The sequence below is a fragment of the Pseudomonas sp. W15Feb34 genome, from assembly GCF_023127765.1.
In the GTDB taxonomy this organism is placed as follows: domain Bacteria; phylum Pseudomonadota; class Gammaproteobacteria; order Pseudomonadales; family Pseudomonadaceae; genus Aquipseudomonas; species Aquipseudomonas synxantha_A.
This window is the reverse complement of the sequence record NZ_SPKN01000045.1, coordinates 165,197-182,306: the sequence shown is the minus strand read 5'-3', so window position 1 is coordinate 182,306 and position 17,110 is coordinate 165,197. Positions and strand designations below refer to the sequence as shown.

15 protein-coding genes are annotated in these 17,110 nt (G+C 59.7%); 9 read left to right on the top strand and 6 right to left on the bottom strand.

From position 1 onward, the window contains the following. The first annotated feature begins 74 nt into the window (after positions 1–74). Complete coding sequence (locus E4O97_RS22695) at positions 75–1,553, top strand: helicase HerA-like domain-containing protein (RefSeq protein ID WP_005790951.1); 1,479 nt, start codon at positions 75–77, stop codon at positions 1,551–1,553. 3 nt (positions 1,554–1,556) lie between these two features. Here the strand turns inward: E4O97_RS22695 and E4O97_RS22690 are convergent, their stop codons facing one another. After that, complete coding sequence (locus E4O97_RS22690; RefSeq protein WP_005790949.1) at positions 1,557–2,012, bottom strand: DciA family protein; 456 nt, start codon at positions 2,010–2,012, stop codon at positions 1,557–1,559. 306 nt (positions 2,013–2,318) lie between these two features. On the opposite strand from E4O97_RS22690, the gene secA reads away from it, so the two are divergent. From secA to E4O97_RS22675, 3 genes are all read left to right on the top strand, one after another. After that, a complete protein-coding gene (gene secA, locus E4O97_RS22685; RefSeq protein WP_078822196.1) occupies positions 2,319–5,054 on the top strand; it encodes a preprotein translocase subunit SecA in 2,736 nt (911 codons plus the stop codon). Positions 5,055–5,178: 124 nt separating this feature from the next. Then, complete coding sequence (gene argJ, locus E4O97_RS22680) at positions 5,179–6,396, top strand: bifunctional glutamate N-acetyltransferase/amino-acid acetyltransferase ArgJ (protein ID WP_248162319.1); 1,218 nt, start codon at positions 5,179–5,181, stop codon at positions 6,394–6,396. Positions 6,397–6,415: 19 nt separating this feature from the next. Then, positions 6,416–7,360 (top strand): Nudix family hydrolase, encoded by a 945-nt coding sequence (locus E4O97_RS22675; RefSeq protein WP_148852628.1) that lies wholly within the window; start codon positions 6,416–6,418, stop codon positions 7,358–7,360. Between the two features lie 118 nt (positions 7,361–7,478). Here E4O97_RS22675 and E4O97_RS22670 read toward each other — a convergent pair whose 3' ends face one another. The 3 genes from E4O97_RS22670 to E4O97_RS22660 are packed head-to-tail and all read right to left on the bottom strand — an operon-like array spanning position 7,479 to position 11,060. Beyond that, entirely contained in the window at positions 7,479–8,057 is a 579-nt protein-coding gene (locus E4O97_RS22670; protein WP_248162317.1) for a cob(I)yrinic acid a,c-diamide adenosyltransferase, read from the bottom strand. Positions 8,058–8,059: 2 nt separating this feature from the next. Next, positions 8,060–10,096: an ATP-binding protein gene (locus tag E4O97_RS22665; protein WP_216092044.1), complete on the bottom strand. Its 2,037-nt coding sequence runs from the start codon at positions 10,094–10,096 to the stop codon at positions 8,060–8,062. Positions 10,097–10,142: 46 nt separating this feature from the next. Next, positions 10,143–11,060 carry a putative 2-dehydropantoate 2-reductase gene (locus E4O97_RS22660; protein ID WP_248162315.1) on the bottom strand — a complete coding sequence of 306 codons (918 nt, stop codon included), beginning with the start codon at positions 11,058–11,060 and terminating at the stop codon, positions 10,143–10,145. Between the two features lie 123 nt (positions 11,061–11,183). Between E4O97_RS22660 and E4O97_RS22655 the strand changes: the two genes are divergently transcribed. Both E4O97_RS22655 and E4O97_RS22650 read left to right on the top strand, forming a co-directional pair. After that, positions 11,184–11,669, top strand: a complete 486-nt coding sequence (locus E4O97_RS22655; RefSeq protein ID WP_003193880.1) for a YajQ family cyclic di-GMP-binding protein — start codon at positions 11,184–11,186, stop codon at positions 11,667–11,669. Between the two features lie 136 nt (positions 11,670–11,805). Then, a complete protein-coding gene (locus E4O97_RS22650) occupies positions 11,806–12,648 on the top strand; it encodes a mechanosensitive ion channel family protein (RefSeq protein ID WP_005790935.1) in 843 nt (280 codons plus the stop codon). A 181-nt stretch (positions 12,649–12,829) separates the two neighbouring features. On the opposite strand, the gene E4O97_RS22645 is transcribed toward E4O97_RS22650, so the two are convergent. Further along, the gene (locus E4O97_RS22645; protein WP_078822193.1) at positions 12,830–14,128 is read right to left on the bottom strand and encodes an OprD family porin; all 1,299 of its coding nucleotides are present in this window, start codon (positions 14,126–14,128) and stop codon (positions 12,830–12,832) included. A gap of 741 nt (positions 14,129–14,869) precedes the next feature. Here E4O97_RS22645 and E4O97_RS22640 point away from each other — a divergent pair. Beyond that, positions 14,870–15,295, top strand: coding sequence for an HIT domain-containing protein (locus tag E4O97_RS22640; protein ID WP_032879698.1), 426 nt, complete (start codon positions 14,870–14,872; stop codon positions 15,293–15,295). Positions 15,296–15,298: 3 nt separating this feature from the next. Further along, the gene (locus E4O97_RS22635) at positions 15,299–15,505 is read left to right on the top strand and encodes a SlyX family protein (protein WP_005790924.1); all 207 of its coding nucleotides are present in this window, start codon (positions 15,299–15,301) and stop codon (positions 15,503–15,505) included. Positions 15,506–15,577: 72 nt separating this feature from the next. Here the strand turns inward: E4O97_RS22635 and E4O97_RS27540 are convergent, their stop codons facing one another. Next, complete coding sequence (locus E4O97_RS27540) at positions 15,578–16,180, bottom strand: cold-shock protein (RefSeq protein WP_005790922.1); 603 nt, start codon at positions 16,178–16,180, stop codon at positions 15,578–15,580. Positions 16,181–16,608: 428 nt separating this feature from the next. On the opposite strand from E4O97_RS27540, the gene E4O97_RS22625 reads away from it, so the two are divergent. Next, entirely contained in the window at positions 16,609–17,082 is a 474-nt protein-coding gene (locus E4O97_RS22625) for a Dps family protein (protein WP_003193874.1), read from the top strand. Positions 17,083–17,110: the final 28 nt, after the last annotated feature.

Sequence of the window (17,110 nt, the reverse complement as noted above, 5' to 3'; positions counted from 1 at the left end):
TTTTTTAGTCTTTGTCGGGCTTACATCCGTCTATATCGACCTCGCGGCACTAAAGATTAACCATAGGTGACGAAATGCCTGACTCCACACAACTGCTTATCGGTGCCGGCCTTGACGGCCAGCCCATCGCCCAGTCCATGCGCCTGGCCAACCGTCACGGGTTGATCGCCGGCGCCACCGGCACCGGCAAGACCGTCACCTTGCAGCGCCTGGCCGAAGCCTTCAGTGATGCGGGCGTGGCGGTGTTCGCCGCTGACATCAAGGGCGACCTCTGTGGCCTGGGCGCCGCCGCCAACCCTCAGGGCAAAGTGGCCGAGCGCATTGCCGGTATGCCGTTCCTGGATTACACGGCCCAGGCGTATCCGGTCACCCTGTGGGATATCCACGGGCAGTCCGGCCATCCGCTGCGCACCACCATCAGCGAAATGGGCCCGTTGTTGCTCGGCAGCTTGTTGGAGCTGACTGACAGCCAGCAATCGGCGCTCTATGCGACCTTCAAGGTGGCCGACCGCGAAGGTCTGTTGCTGCTGGATCTCAAGGATCTCAAGGCACTGCTCAATCACCTGCGCTATCACCCGGAGCTGCTGGGTGACGACGCGGCGTTGATGACCACCGGTTCCAGCCAGGCGCTGTTGCGGCGCCTGGCGGTGCTGGAGCAGCAGGGCGCCGAAGCCTTGTTTGGCGAGCCGGCCCTGCAACTGGAAGATATTCTGCAACCGGCCAGCGATGGCCGCGGGCGCATTCATCTGCTCGATGCCAGCCGGCTGGTGCATGAAGCGCCGAAGGTCTACGCGACCTTCCTGTTGTGGCTGCTGGCAGAGTTGTTCGAGCAATTGCCGGAGCGTGGCGATGCCGACAAACCGCTGCTGGCGCTGTTTTTCGACGAGGCGCATTTGCTGTTCGCGGATACGCCAAAAGCCTTGCAGGAACGTCTGGAGCAAGTCGTACGCTTGATCCGCTCCAAAGGCGTCGGCGTGTACTTTGTCACCCAATCGCCGGGCGACTTGCCGGATACGGTGCTGGCGCAACTGGGTTTGCGCATTCAGCATGGTTTGCGTGCGTTCACCGCCAAAGAGCAGAAATCCCTGCGGGCGGTGGCCGACGGTTTCCGGCCCAACCCGACCTTCGATACCTTGTCGGTGCTCACAGAGTTGGGGACGGGTGAGGCGTTGGTGGGAACCTTGCAGGAAAAGGGCACCCCGGAAGTCGTCCAGCGCGTACTGGTTGCTCCCCCGCAATCGCGGATCGGGCCGCTCAGCGCAGCAGAGCGTGCGGCGTTGGTCGCCAGTTCGCCGCTGTTGGGCCGCTATGACAAGCCGGTTGACCGGGAGTCGGCCTATGAAGTGCTGATGGCTCGCAAGGAACTTGGGCCCACCGAGGAAACCGCACCGACCGCCGAAGAACCGAGCTTTACCGACAAGGCCGGTGCATTCCTGGGGACTACTGCCGGCAAGGCGCTGAAGTCAGCCATGCAGCAGGCGGCCAATCAAATGGGGCGCCAGTTGGTGCGTGGCCTGTTGGGCTCGTTGCTGGGCGGCAGCAAACGCAAGTAGTGTTCAGGCTTTGGGCCGGGCATGGGCGGCCAGCCGTTCCAGGGCTGCGCGCAAGCCTGGGTCGCTGATCCCTTCGGCCGTTGCCTGCAGGGTTTCGGCCGCATTTTCCGACAGGTCCATCGTATGCCCCACTGCGCCTTGCGGCACGGTGGGCGGCTGTACCTTGAACTGAATGCGCGTCAAACCGGCGAACTCGTCAAAGACCATCAACTGGCGCTGCAAGCGTTTTTGCTGATAGCGCAAGCGTGTGGCCCAATGGCCATCAGTGACAATTAATAGCAGATTGCCTTCTCGCCAGGACGCCACATGACAATGCTCACGTGCGGCCGGTTGCAACTGGCTTTCAAGCAGGCGCTGCAAACGGCCCAAGCGTTGCGCATGGCCAAAGATGGCTTTCAACGGCTTGGCTTCGCGAAGCAACACGCCGGGAGCGCGGGCTGTAAGAGGGCGAAATGCCATGTTTAGACACCTTAGGTAACAGAGCGGTTATCTTACCAGAAAGCGCCGGTACGCCCCGCGGCCATGCCTTGGCTGGGCTTTACCCATGAAATCAATAAGTAACTTCTGCGCTCTATGGGTTGAAGTTCGCGCAAAAGCCCTTATTTTAAACAAGCCCTCTCATAGCGCCGCGCCTGCATCGGGAAACAACGTTACTTTCCTCACCCACGATTCCGGGTAGAATGCGCGTTCGCAATGCGGCCGTGAGGGCTGCTCGGGCCACTCACGGTGCGCCCTCCATCCCTATGTGTGGAAGAACCTGCCGATATGTTTGCGCCTTTGTTAAAGAAACTTTTTGGAAGCAAGAATGAGCGCGAAGTCAAACGCATGCTCAAGACGGTGCAGCTGGTCAATGCCTTCGAGGAGCAGATGGTTGCTCTGTCGGACGAGCAATTGCGCGCCAAGACCCAAGAGTTCAAGGCCCGCATAGCCAAAGGTGAAACCCTCGACAAGCTGCTGCCCGAAGCCTTCGCGGTCGCCCGCGAAGCCGGTAAGCGCGTCATGGGCATGCGCCACTTCGACGTCCAGTTGATCGGCGGCATGACCTTGCATGAAGGCATGATTGCCGAAATGCGTACCGGTGAAGGCAAGACCCTGGTGGCAACCCTGGGCGTTTACCTCAACGCACTGTCCGGCAAGGGCGTGCACGTTGTGACGGTGAACGACTACCTGGCCCGCCGGGACGCCAACTGGATGCGCCCGCTGTATGAGTTCCTCGGCCTGACCGTCGGTGTGGTAACGCCGTTCCAGCCGCCGGAAGAGAAGCGTGCCGCGTACGCCTGCGACATCACCTACGGTACCAACAACGAATTCGGTTTCGACTACCTGCGCGACAACATGGCGTTCAGCATGGATGAGAAATTCCAGCGTGAACTCAACTTTGCCGTGATCGACGAAGTCGACTCCATCCTCATCGACGAAGCCCGTACGCCGCTGATCATCTCCGGCCAGGCCGAAGACAGCTCGCGCCTGTACACCGAGATCAACAAGTTGATCCCGCGCCTGGAGCAGCACATCGAGGAAGTCGAAGGCGTGGTGACCAAAGAAGGTCACTTCACCATCGACGAGAAGACCCGCCAGGTCGAGCTCAACGAAGCCGGTCACCAGTTCGTCGAAGAGATGCTGACCCAGATCGGCGAGCTGGCCGAGGGTGAAAGCCTGTACTCCGCGCACAACCTGGGCCTGTTGACCCACGTGTACGCCGGCCTGCGCGCCCACAAGCTGTTCCATCGCAACGTCGAATACATCGTGCAGGACGGCCAGGTCGTGCTGGTTGACGAACACACCGGTCGTACCATGCCCGGTCGCCGTCTGTCCGAAGGCCTGCACCAGGCCATCGAAGCGAAGGAACACCTCAACATCCAGGCCGAAAGCCAGACGTTGGCGTCCACCACCTTCCAGAACTACTTCCGTCTGTACAACAAACTGTCCGGCATGACCGGTACGGCCGACACTGAAGCGTTCGAGTTCCACCAGATCTACAACCTGGCCGTGATGGTCATTCCGCCGAACAAACCGTTGGCGCGTAAAGACTACAACGACCTGGTGTTCCTGACTGCCGAAGAGAAATACGCGGCGATCATCAACGACATCAAGGACGGTATGGCCAAGGGCCGCCCGATCCTGGTGGGTACCGCCACTATCGAAACTTCCGAGCACGTGTCCAACCTGCTTAACAAGGAAGGCATCGAGCACAAGGTACTCAACGCCAAGTTCCACGAAAAGGAAGCCGAGATCATTGCCCAGGCCGGTCGCCCTGGCGCGCTGACCATCGCTACCAACATGGCCGGTCGTGGTACCGACATCCTGTTGGGCGGCAACTGGGAAGTGGAAGTGGCCTCGCTCGACAACCCGACCCCTGAGCAGATCGCCCAGATCAAGGCTGACTGGCAGAAGCGCCACCAGGCCGTGCTGGAATCCGGTGGCTTGCAGGTGATCGCCTCCGAGCGTCACGAATCGCGCCGTATCGACAACCAGCTGCGTGGCCGTGCCGGCCGTCAGGGGGACGCCGGTTCCAGCCGTTTCTACCTGTCGCTGGAAGACAGCCTGATGCGCATCTTCGCCTCTGATCGGGTGAAGAACTTCATGAAGGCCCTGGGCATGCAGTCCGGTGAAGCGATCGAGCACCGCATGGTGACCAACGCCATCGAGAAAGCCCAGCGCAAGGTCGAAGGCCGCAACTTCGACATTCGCAAGCAACTGCTCGAGTTCGATGACGTCAACAACGAACAGCGTAAAGTGATCTATCACATGCGTAACACGTTGCTGGCCGCCGACAATATTGGCGAGACCATCGCTGACTTCCGTCAGGACGTGCTCAACGCTACCGTCAGCGCCCATATCCCGCCACAGTCCCTGCCTGAACAGTGGGATGTTGCCGGCCTGGAAGCCGCGTTGAAGAGCGACTTCGGTGTCGACTTGCCGGTTCAGCAATGGCTGGACGAAGACGACCACCTGTACGAAGAAACCCTGCGCGAAAAACTGATGGCCGAACTGCTGGCCGCGTACAACGAGAAAGAAGAGCAGGCGAGTGCCGAAGCACTGCGCACCTTCGAGAAGCAAATCGTGCTGCGCGTGCTGGACGACCTGTGGAAAGACCACCTGTCGACCATGGACCACCTGCGTCACGGCATCCACCTGCGCGGTTACGCCCAGAAGAACCCGAAGCAGGAGTACAAGCGCGAGTCGTTCACGCTGTTCTCCGAGCTGCTGGATTCGATCAAGCGCGATTCGATTCGCGTGCTGTCCCACGTTCAGGTGCGTCGCGAAGACCCGATCGAGGAAGAGGCACGCCTGCGTCAGGAAGCCGAGGCGCTGGCTGCGCGCATGCAGTTCCAGCATGACGAGGCTCCGGGCCTGGACGCGCCTGAAGCGTTGGGCGAAGAAGTCGACGTGGCCCTGGCTCAAAGCCCGGTTCGCAATGATCAGAAACTGGGCCGCAACGAGCTGTGCTTCTGCGGTTCGGGCAAGAAATACAAACACTGCCACGGCCAGATCGAATAAGATTTTCGCCTGACGCTGCAACACCCCTGCGCCGCGACCGGCACCAGCCGTCGCGGCGTTTTGCCATTAATTCCCACCGTCGATAGCGACGGCACAGACATCATCTATTTCAAGGAGCGCATACATGGCTGTTGGTCTTGGTCCTTTGCCCACATTGCACCCGGTCGCCGGTTTTGAACTCGGTATCGCTTCGGCCGGCATCAAGCGCCCGGGGCGCAAGGATGTGGTAGTGATGCGCTGTGCCGAAGGCTCGACCGTGGCAGGTGTATTCACCCTCAACGCTTTTTGCGCCGCGCCAGTGATCCTGGCCAAGCAACGGGTGGCCGGGTCGATTCGCTACCTGCTGACCAATACCGGTAACGCCAACGCCGGCACCGGCGAGCCTGGCCTGGTGGCGGCTGCGCGCACCTGCGCCAAGCTGGCGCAACTGGCCGGCGTGGACGCCAGCCAAGTGCTGCCGTACTCCACCGGCGTGATCGGTGAGCCGCTGCCAGTGGAAAAAATCGAAGGCGCCCTTCAGGCTGCGCTGGATGACCTGTCTGTGGATAACTGGGCGGCTGCGGCCACCGGCATCATGACCACGGACACCTTGCCAAAAGGCGCGAGCCGCCAGTTCGTGCATGACGGCGTGACCGTCACCGTGACCGGTATCAGCAAGGGCGCAGGCATGATCCGTCCGAACATGGCCACCATGCTCGGTTATATCGCCACCGACGCCAAAGTCTCCCGCGATGTGCTGCAGCGCCTGATGCTCGATGGCGCCAACAAGTCGTTCAACCGCATCACCATCGACGGCGACACTTCCACCAACGACTGCTGCATGCTGATCGCCACTGGCCAGGCCAACTTGCCGGAAATCACGTCCACCGAAGGCCCGCTGTTTGCGGCGTTGAAACAGGCCGTGTTTGAAGTGTGCATGGACGTGGCCCAGGCCATCGTGCGCGACGGCGAGGGCGCGACCAAGTTCGTCACGGTTGAAGTCAATGGCGGCGGCAACCATCAGGAATGCCTGGATGTGGGTTACACCGTGGCTCACTCGCCGCTGATCAAGACCGCACTGTTTGCATCGGACCCTAACTGGGGGCGTATCCTGGCCGCCGTTGGCCGTGCCGGCGTGCCGGACCTGGACGTGAGCAAGATCGACGTGTTCCTGGGCGACGTATGCATCGCCAGCCGCGGTGCCCGTGCCGAAACCTACACCGAAGCCCAGGGCTCGGCGGTGATGCAGCAGGAAGAAATCACCATCCGCATCGAACTGGGCCGCGGCGAGTGCAGCGAAACCATCTGGACTACCGACCTGTCCCACGAATACGTGAAGATCAACGCGGAATACCGTACCTGATACCAAGAGGAAACTGGTGGTGAAACGAGTGCATGTAGCAGCAGCGGTGATCCGCGGTGTCGACGGCAGGATCCTGTTGGCGCGCCGTGCCGATACCCAGCATCAAGGCGGCCTCTGGGAATTTCCCGGCGGCAAGGTGGAGGCCGATGAGTCGGTCGCCACGGCCTTGTCCCGTGAATTGCAGGAAGAGCTGGGCATCCAGGTCACCACGGCGCGGCCGCTGATCAAGGTGCAGCACGACTACCCGGACAAGCAGGTATTGCTGGATGTCTGGGAAGTCTCGGCGTTTACCGGCGAGCCTCATGGGGCCGAAGGGCAGCCGTTGGAATGGGTGTCGCCGCGGGACTTGCTCAACTACGAGTTCCCGGCGGCGAATGCGCCGATTGTTGCTGCTGCGCGCCTGCCGGCCGAGTACCTGATCACCCCCGGTGAGCTGGAAACCCCGATGTTGTTGCGCGGTATCCAGCAGGCCATCGCTGGTGGCATCAAGCTGGTTCAACTGCGTGCGCCCAACGGTTATGACCCCAAATACCGCGATCTGGCGGTGGATGCGGTGGGCCTGTGTGCCGGCAAGGCACAACTGATGCTTAAAGGGCCGTTCGAATGGCTGGGGGATTTCCCTGCCGCCGGCTGGCACATGACCTCGGCGCAACTGCGTAAGTATGCGAGCAAAGGCCGACCGCTGCCGAAGGATCGCTGGTTGGCGGCTTCTTGCCACAACGCCGAAGAGCTGGCACTGGCAGAGATGATGGACGTGGACTTTGTCACGCTGTCGCCGGTACAGCCGACCCAGACGCATCCGGATGCGCAGCCTTTAGGTTGGGAGCAGGCGGCGCAGTTGATCGCCGGGTTCAGTAAGCCGGTGTTTCTGCTGGGCGGGGTTGGGCCTGCGCAGCGGGAGCAGGCCTGGGAAGCCGGGGCGCAAGGCGTGGCTGGGATTCGGGCGTTCTGGCCGCAGGTTTGATGTTGCGCTGACGGGCCCTATCGGGAGCAAGCCCCCTCCCACACTTGAATGTATTCACAATTCAAAATGTGGGAGGGGGCTTGCTCCCGATGAGGTCTTGCCAGTCACCCGATAAATCTCAGTGTGGCTTGGCAGCCGCCTGCCACAACACTTCAGCAACACCTTGGCGCCGGGCAATCACCCTGGCCGCCACAAACAGCAAGTCCGACAACCGATTGATATACGCCAATCCCACGCCTTCCAGCGGCTCCAGCGCATTCAGGTGCTGACACCGCCGCTCCGCACTGCGCGCCAGGCTACGACACACATGGGCTTGGGCGATCAACGCCGAGCCGCCAGGCAGGATGAAGTTCTCCAGCGGCCCAACCTCCTCATTCCAGCGATCAATCGCCGCTTCCAGCCGATCCACTTCCGCCGCATTCAATGCCTTGTACACCGGCATCGCCAGCTCGCCGCCCAGGTCGAAAAGGCGATGTTGGCAAGGTGTGAGCACCTCAATCACATCCATTAGCGCCGGATGCTTGCCGCTTTGCTCTTCAAGGTTGGCCAGCAGCAAGCCCAAGTGGCTGTTCAGCGTATCCACCTCGCCAATCGCCTCCACGCGTGGGTGGTCCTTGGGCACGCGGCGGCCGTCGCCGAGGCCGGTCTCGCCCTTGTCGCCGGTACGGGTGTAGATCTTCGACAGGCGAAAGCCCATGGTCAGTGCTCCAGTTGGGTAAGTTCAGTGGGGGGCAATTGGCTGCCGGCAAGCGGCAGGCGCAAGGTAAAGCACGTGCCCTGGCCCAGGGTGGAATGCACTTCCATCTGGCCCTTGTGGTTGTTGGTAATGATGAAATACGACACCGACAGCCCAAGCCCGGTGCCCTGGCCGATTTCCTTGGTGGTGAAGAACGGCTCGAACGTGCGTTTGCGCACGTTTTCGCTCATGCCGATGCCGTTGTCTTCCACCTGGATTTCTGCCCACGGCGGGTTGAGGCGGGTGCGCAGGATAATGCGCCCCGGTTCGCTGTCGTCTTCACGCAGGTGAATGGCCTGGGCGGCGTTCTTCAGCAAATTGAGCAGCACTTGTTCCAGCTCGTTGGCGGTGCCGGGCACGGGGCCCAGTTGCGGGTCGAACTGGCGGATGATCGCTTGGCCCTTGAAGTCGAAGCCGATGGTGAGGTCGAAATCGTTGCCGGCAATTTCCACGGCCTGGTCGATCAAGGCCGGCAAGTCGCAGGGGGCCATCTGGCGATTACTGCGCCGGCTGAAGCTGAGCATGTGGGTGACGATTTTCGCGGCGCGGGCGCCAGCTTGCTGGATGCCGTCGAGCAACTGCGGGACTTCGCGGCCTTGCAGGTAGCGATTGACCGTGTCCAGTTCAATCCCCACTTGTTCGGCGAGCTCCAGGTTCTTGGGCAGGTCGGGGGACAGGCGGCGGCGAATGTTCTGCACGTTATGCAGGATGGCGCCCAGAGGGTTGTTGATCTCATGGGCCATACCGGCCGCGAGGCCGCCGACCGAGAGCATCTTCTCAGATTGCACCATCATTTCTTCCAGGGACAGGCGCTGGGTGATGTCGTCGATCCGGATCACCACGCCGCGCCCGGCACCGCCCATCAATGGATAGAACGTCAGGGCGTAATGCTTGGGCTCGTCGTCCTTGATCCAGGTGACCCGTTCTATCCGCTCCACCGAGTGTTGCTCCACCGTTGCCTTGATTTGTGGCAGGTACGGCTTGAGCGGCTGGAAGGCCAGAAAGATCGGCTGGTTCAGGGCTTCGTCCAGGCGCGTGCCGGAGAGAGCAGTGGCTTCCTGGTTCCACTGAGTGACGTAGAGCTGTTCATCCAGGGCGATCAGCGCCGAGGGCATCGAGTCGATGATGCTGTTGAGGTAGTTCTGGAAACCGGTGAGTTTTTTCTCGATCTTGCTGCGCACCTGAACTTCCAGTTCGAGCTTGCGGTTGGTATGCCGGGTTTCTTCGGCCAAACCCTGGGCCTGGTCGTAGGCGGCCTGGGAGTCGTCGCGGGCGCGCTTGAGTTGCTGCTCGCGGGCTTCGATACGCGACAGCATGGTGTTGAAAGCTTCGGCCAGGCTGCCGATTTCATCATGGTTGCCGGGCCCTGCGCGCAGGGCGTAGTTCTCTTCGCGGGTGACCTGGCGCGAAAGCTCTTCCAGTTCATGGATGGGGCGGGTAATCAGGCGTTTGATCTGCCGGGCGATGACCAGCCACAGCAACACACTGAAGATCAGGATGCCCAGGCTCGCGGTCAGCGTGCCGGTATAGAAGGCCATCGGCAGCTCACTTGTGGCCACCAGCAACAAATGCCCGGAAGGCTGGTTGCCACGGGGCAGGGTGATGACCTGGTTGCTGCGAAACTCGGTAACACGCCACGCTTCAATATGCCGGTAGTGGTCCGGCAGGTGCAGGCGGTCGCCGTGTTGCATCTGCGCCAGGCGGTTGCCTTCGCCGTCATACAGGGCGGCGGCGCGCAACGGTGAATAGCTGGTCAGTTCGTTGAGCAGTGCCTCGGCCTTGGCCGGGGATTCAAGCGCCTGTGCGGCAAGCGACGGGTTGGACACCAGCCGACCGATGGCCTGCAAGGCCTGGGGGGCCATGCTTTCCTGGGAGATCCAGTAAGCAGCGCTGATAAACGTCAGGTTGGCCACCAGCAATACGGTGGTCAACAGTACTAGCAGGGCCGCCAGCAGTTTCTGTCCTACCGGTAGATTTTCAAGACGCTGGCGCAATGGCATCAGGGTTTTCCCAGGTGATAGACAGGTAGGCAGGGTAGCGCGTGCCTCAGTCGCTGGCCAATCCGCGTGCGAGCAAATGCGTCACCAGGCGCGTGTGCACCTGTTGCAGATGCGGCACTGCCAACTGATGGCGGGCCGCGGCCTGGCAAGCGTAGCCCAGCAGGTAGCTGATCTCGGTACGTCGGGCGTTGGCGACGTCCTGGTACATGGAGGAATAGTTGGCGGCGGTGGCCTGGATCACTCGCTCGACTTCGCTGTGCAAGTCCTGTGCAGCCGCAGGCTGGCCGCAGCGCTCCAGCAGTTCGGCCAGCTCGGCGCAGAGCGTGGCGACCTCGCAGTGGTGGGCGCTCAAACCGCCGTTGCGGCAGTGATACAGCACGGTCAGTGGGTTGATGGCGCAATTGAGCGCCAGCTTGCGCCACAGGCGCGTGAGGATATCGCTGGCCCAATCGTGGGGAATGCCGGCTGCTTGCAGGTCGTCCAGCCACAGCGGTGGCGTGGGGTGGCTCGCATCCCCCAGCCAGGTGTAGCCATGCCCGGCAAACCCCACCCGCCAGTCGCCTTCGCGAAACGCACCTTCAGTACTCGAGGCAAAGATACAGCGGGCCGACGGCACTTGTGCAGCCACTGCGTCCTGGCTGCCGAGGCCATTTTGCAGCAGGATCAGTTCGGCGTCGGGCGCCAGTCGATGTTGCAACTGGGCGATAGCGCTTTGGGCGTCGTAGGCTTTGCATGCGACCAGCAGGCGATGAATCGGCTCCAGGCTGTCAGGCGCTTCGCCGACTACCGGGTAAGTCTGTTCCACACCGTGCTCGACCAGGGTCAGCCCTTGGCCAGCTCGATAGTCGGCAAGGCGTGCCTCATTGCGCAGGATCAGCCTGACGGGCACCCCCGCGCGCGCCAGCCGCGTGGCCCACAGGGTGCCCAGGCTGCCGGCGCCAAGAATATGCCAGGGGGTCGACATCAGTGTGTACTCCATAAGGTCGCCAGCGGTGAACGGCGTGAAAGAACCGCTATAATGCCTCGGCATTTTAGCTCGGGCGCGCTCCATCTCTACTGAGCCCGCCCCTTATATTGGAGAAATCACATGCCTTCGTTCGACGTGGTATCTGAACTGGACAAACACGAAGTCACCAACGCCGTCGAGAACGCCGTCAAGGAACTGGACCGTCGCTATGACCTGAAAGGCAAGGGCAGCTTCGAATTCAAGGAAAAGGAACTGACCGTCAACCTGACCGCTGAAGCCGATTTCCAGCTGGAAGCGATGATCGAGATCCTCAAGCTGGCCCTGGTCAAGCGCAAGATCGACGTGCAGTGCCTTGAAGTCAAGGACGCCTATGCTTCCGGCAAGCTGATGAAGCAGGAAGCCGTGCTCAAGGAAGGCATCGATAAGGAGCTGGCGAAGAAGATCGTCGCCCACATCAAGGACGCCAAGCTCAAGGTCCAGGCCGCCATTCAGGGCGAGCAGGTTCGCGTCACCGGCAAGAAGCGCGATGATCTGCAAGAGGCTATTGCGGCCCTGCGTGCCAAGACTTTCGATATGCCGCTGCAGTTCAATAACTTCCGCGACTGATGGCACTTTGGGGAACCTGTGGGTGTTTTTGACGTCCCACGCCCCAGAATCAGTGCCTACAATTGAGCCCTTCGGGGCTCAATTGCGTTTTCAGGCAGTCAATAGAGCCCTATCGCCGCACCACAGGAGAAAGTAGATGGATTTGAACGCTGAAATGGATCACCTGATCAAGACCTCTCAGTCTTGGATCCCCATGATCATGGAATATGGCAGCCGGGTATTACTGGCAGTGATCACCCTCGCCATTGGCTGGTGGCTGATCAATGTCTTTACCCATCGTGTAGGCCGTTTGCTGGCCGTGCGCAACGCCGACCTGGCGCTGCAGCACTTCGTCACCAGCCTGGCGAACATCGCGCTGAAAGTCATGCTGATCGTCAGCGTGGCCTCGATGATCGGTGTGGCAACCACCTCGTTCGTCGCTGCCATCGGTGCGGCAACCCTGGCGATCGGCCTGGCATTGCAGGGCAGCCTGGCGAACTTCGCTGGTGGTGTGCTGATTCTGCTGTTTCGTCCGTTCCGCATCGGTGACTGGATCGAAGCGCAGGGCACCTCGGGTACCGTCGATAGCATCCAGATCTTCCACACCGTGATCCGTACCGGTGACAACAAGACAGTGATCGTGCCGAACGGCATCCTGTCCAACGGCATCATCACCAATACCAACCGCCAGCCGACCCGCAAGGTGGTTTTTGATGTGGGCGTGGACTACGAGGCCGACCTGCAAAAAGCCCGTGAAGTGTTGCTGGAGCTGGCCAAAGATCCCCGCGTGCTGGCTGATCCTGCGCCTGTAGCGGTGGTATCGACCCTGGGCGACAGCTCCATCACCGTTTCGCTGCGCTGCTGGACCAACACCCCGGATTATTGGGACGTGGTGTTTATGTTTAATGAACTGGCACGTGACCGTTTGAAAGCGGCAGGGATTGATATTCCGTTTCCACAACGGGTTATTCGAGTGATGCAGGAAAGTGCGCCGAAATAACTTGGCGTACTGCTGTCGAAGTTGGCCGAAAGGTCAGCTTTGATAAACTAGTTACTTAGCTTGCTAGTTGTTTTGTTGTTTGAAACAAAACTGCAATAAAAAAGCCGCTCCCTGTTAAACGCAGGAGCGGCTTTTTGTTTAAGGCCGAAGCCTCAAGCCATCGTTGTAATTAAACCGGCAATTACAAGATGTTCAGCGGGTAGTTCGCGATCAGGCGCAGTTCGTCGATCGAAGGCGAACCGTAGTAAACGCCATCCCCGGAACGATAAGTCGCTTGACGCAGGCGCAGGCTCAGGTTTTTTGCCGGGCCGCTCTGGATCACGTACTTGGCTTCGATGTCGCGTTCCCATTCTTTGCCGTTGCTGGTAGTGCCGGTGTTGGCGCCGCTACCGGTAACGTAACGCGTCATGAAGCTCAGGCCAGGAATGCCGAAGGTTGCCATGTTGATGTCATAGCGCGCCTGGTAGGACTTCTCGCCTTCGGCGTTGAAGTCGGAACGGGCGATGGAGTTGGCCAGGAACACCGTGCCGCCGCCGTCTACGCCGTAGCCGTAGTCGCCGTCACCGGTAACCTTCTGGGCTGCCAGGGTGAAGGTGTGCGCGCCGATGGTATAGGCACCCTGCAAGCTGAACGCGCGGTTGTCGAGCTTGGTCACGCCATCCTTCTCTGCACGTTGCAGGCCGGCGCCATCGCTCTTGGTATCGTAGATGTTGAAGTCCAGCGCGAACGACTGGTCATCGCTCAGGGCGTGGGTCCAGTTCAGGTTGCTGTAGTACTTGCGGAAGTAATCTTCGGTTTTCGCGTAGTACAGGCTACCGGTGACTTCTGGAGTGAAGGCATAGACGCCGCCGACAAAGTCGGTTTTGGTCAGGCCCAGGCTGTCATGGTAGGTCTGGTTTTGCGCGACGCTTGAGGTGAAGTGGCCGCCCTCAAGCTTCAGGCCCTTGATCTCGTTGCTGGTGATCGAGATACCTTGTGGCAGCTCCGGCAACAGACGGCTGTCATCAGAGGCGAACACCGGTGCGGTGGTGTATTGGTCACCCACTTTCAACACGGTATTGGAGATGCGGAACTTAACTGCGCCGCCGCCTTTGGAGTAGTCGTCCTGGGAGCGACCGTCGGAACCGGTAGGGAACAGACCTGTGCCGGCGCGACCCTTGCCGCTGTCGAGCTTGAGGCCCATCAGGCCGATAACGTCCACACCGACACCAATGGTGCCCTGGGTGAAGCCCGATTCGTACAGGGCATTGAAGCCCAGGCCGGTTTCTTCGGCGCGGCTTTTACGCTTGCCGTTGACGGTGCTGTAACCGCCCCCTGGCTCATTACGGAAGTCGCGGCTGAAGTACAGAGCGCGAGTATTGATGCTGAAAGTACTGTCTTCAACAAAGCCCTTGGAATCGTCCTGGGCGGACGCCATTGCGAACTGCGAGGTGCCTGCTGAAACAGCCAGGGCGATCATGCTCCACTTCATCACGCGCATCGTGATTTGCTCCTTTGGTTTTAGGAAGAGTACTGCCGTCCCACCTGTATTTTTATCTGGGCGGCTCTTTCTTTTTTTGCCGGCGCAAAGTTATCTCACGCAGGCTCTATTGACGATACTTACTCAATTATCCTTTCAGCTTCTTTACGAGGCTGTCGTAAATCGCTAGATCCATGTCGCAAATTCACAGCCAGAAATGTATCCAGGCTGACAACTTCAATGCTGTTTTCAGACTTCTTTCAAAGTTTGAACACTTCCTTGATACACACTGAAACGCCACTATTTTTATCGCGAAACACCTGCTTCCAGACGGGTGCCGTTGCCGACGATACGGGGGTGAATGCAACAAGCGTGCTCAAACCGGCAGCTGAATGTCATTTTTTCGTGAAAAACGTGATGGGAATGTAAAAACCGCATAAGCACGGGCCTTTTACGCCGTTTGGTTTGGGCTTGACTCCCAAGGTGTTACCGCTGTTCGGTGCTACGCAATACCTGCACCTGGGTAAAACGTTACCGGTTCACCCCTCTAAGTGGGTAATTGGCGGATCCCTTTGACGCACGAGTGGGTCATTTTGGTGCGTGCCGTTGAGGCCCGGTCTAGCGTAGATCAACTGTTTTTCTGCCTCCAAAAGGTGCATTTTTTCCCCCGCCCGCCTCAACAGTGCCAGGATTGGCCGTGAAGCCTTGGGCGTTCAAAGGTATGCTGGGCGCCTGTCCCGACCTGCCGAACGGAGTGCCCACGTGTTCGCCTTAGATCAACGCCTGCAACAAGACACCTTGGCCATTGGGGACTTCCCGCTCTGTCGCCTGCTGCTGTCCAATGACGCCAATTACCCCTGGTTCATTCTGGTGCCACGCATCGACGGTATCAGCGAAGTGTTTCAACTGGATGTCGCAGATCAACAAACCTTGTGGCAAGAAACGACGGCCCTGGCGCAACTGCTTAACGAGGGGCTGGCCGCTGACAAGATGAACATCGGTGCGCTGGGTAACGTCGTCAGCCAATTGCATGTGCATGTGATTGTGCGCAAACGCGATGACGCCGCCTGGCCGGCACCGGTGTGGGGCAAGCACCCGGCCCGGCCCTATACCCAAGAGCAAGTGGCGGCGATTCGCGCTCGATTGCGTGCGCTGTTGCCTGCCGATTTCATCTTTACCCAGGACTGAATCATGGACCTGCAAGAGCGCGTTACCGACCTGGAAAGCCGCCTGGCTTTCCAGGACGACACCATCGAGACCCTCAACGACATCCTGGTCACACAGCAGCGGGCGGTTGAACGCCTGCAATTGCAAATGACGGCCTTGCTCAAGCGCCAGGAAGAAATGGGCGGCCAGTTCGAGTCATCCGAAGAAGAAGCGCCGCCGCCGCACTATTGAATGTGCAGGCAATAAAAAACCGCGATCCAGCCAACGCTGGATCGCGGTTTTTTTTGCTGCGAAGGCTTGGGATCAGCGACGCGGCAGGGCAGCGATGACGTCTTCGGCTTGCAGGCCCTTGTCACGGTTCATCACCGAGAACTCCACGCGCTGGCCTTCGACCAGCACGCGATGGCCTTCGCCACGGATAGCCCGGAAGTGGACGAAGATATCGTCGCCCGAATCGCGGGAAATGAAGCCGAAGCCTTTGGAGGTGTTGAACCACTTGACGGTACCGGTATCCCGGTTGGTCATGTCGTAGTTTTGCGACGCGGCCGCCGGAGACGAACGGTAGAAGCTGATGGCCAGGTGAAGAACAATGGCAACCACAGCAATCACCAGGCTGAGCAGGATAGCCGGATGGCCACCCACTTCAGGCATAGGCGCCAAAAGGGTCAGGGTTTGAACTACAACAGTCAGCACCAGCAGCGCACTGACCAGGTTTTGCAGTTGATGACGCGTGCCTTTGTTCCAGTAAGGGATTACCGGTGCGAGCGTCAGGTTAAGAAGGCCAAACAAGGCCAGGTACAGAGCGTCATGTTGTTGCAGGTAGGGCAGGCTTTCAGGCTGCAGGCTCGGGATAAAGGACAGCAGCAAAGCTGCAACGCCCGTTAGCAGGTGGACGATTTTCAACATTTTGATTAACTCACGTTAAGACGGATCACAAGGAAGAGCTGACTGGCACGGTTCGCTTCTGAACAATGGGAGGCGTTGAGCACGTGCGCGGGTATCAGCCTATGTGAAGTGCCGCAGGAATAAACGGCAGCCACACGGCATCTATTTAACAGCAAAGGCTGTGCCTACTCAAATCAAGCATTTCGGGGTGTTGCGACGGCAACGGCATTTGTGCAGCAAACGCTTGTCCTAGACAGGTGCAGGATTTTTTGGCGGGCGTTGCGAGACCGTTCCTACGGCTAAAAAGGCTTGCCAATTCGCGAGTTGCAAGCGATGCGGGGCGATTTGCCGCAGGTCGCCTGGGTGTGACGGGCTGCATGCGGCTCGCTCTCTTGCTAGAGTGGTCCTGCACCTGATCAATGAATACTCGTCAATTGAAGGGGAAAAACATGGCAATCGATATTGGTATCAGTGAAGAAGACCGTAAGTCCATCGTCGACGGACTTTCACGACTGCTGTCCGATACCTATGTTCTGTATCTGAAGACCCACAACTTCCATTGGAACGTCACAGGCCCCATGTTTCGTACGCTGCACTTGATGTTCGAGGAGCAGTACAACGAATTGGCGCTGGCGGTGGACTCCATTGCCGAGCGCATCCGTGCCCTGGGCTTCCCGGCACCGGGCGCCTATTCGATCTACGCCCGCCTGTCTTCGATCAAGGAAGAGGAGGGTGTGCCGAGCGCCGAAGAGATGATCAAGCAACTGGTGGCCGGTCAGGAAGCGGTTACGCGTACCGCCCGAGGCATCTTCCCGCTGCTGGACAAGGTCAGCGATGAGCCGACGGCCGACCTGTTGACCCAGCGTATGCAGGTACACGAGAAAACCGCGTGGATGCTGCGTTCGCTGCTCGAAAACCAGTAACCGTCAAACCCGGGCGGCGCTGTTTCAG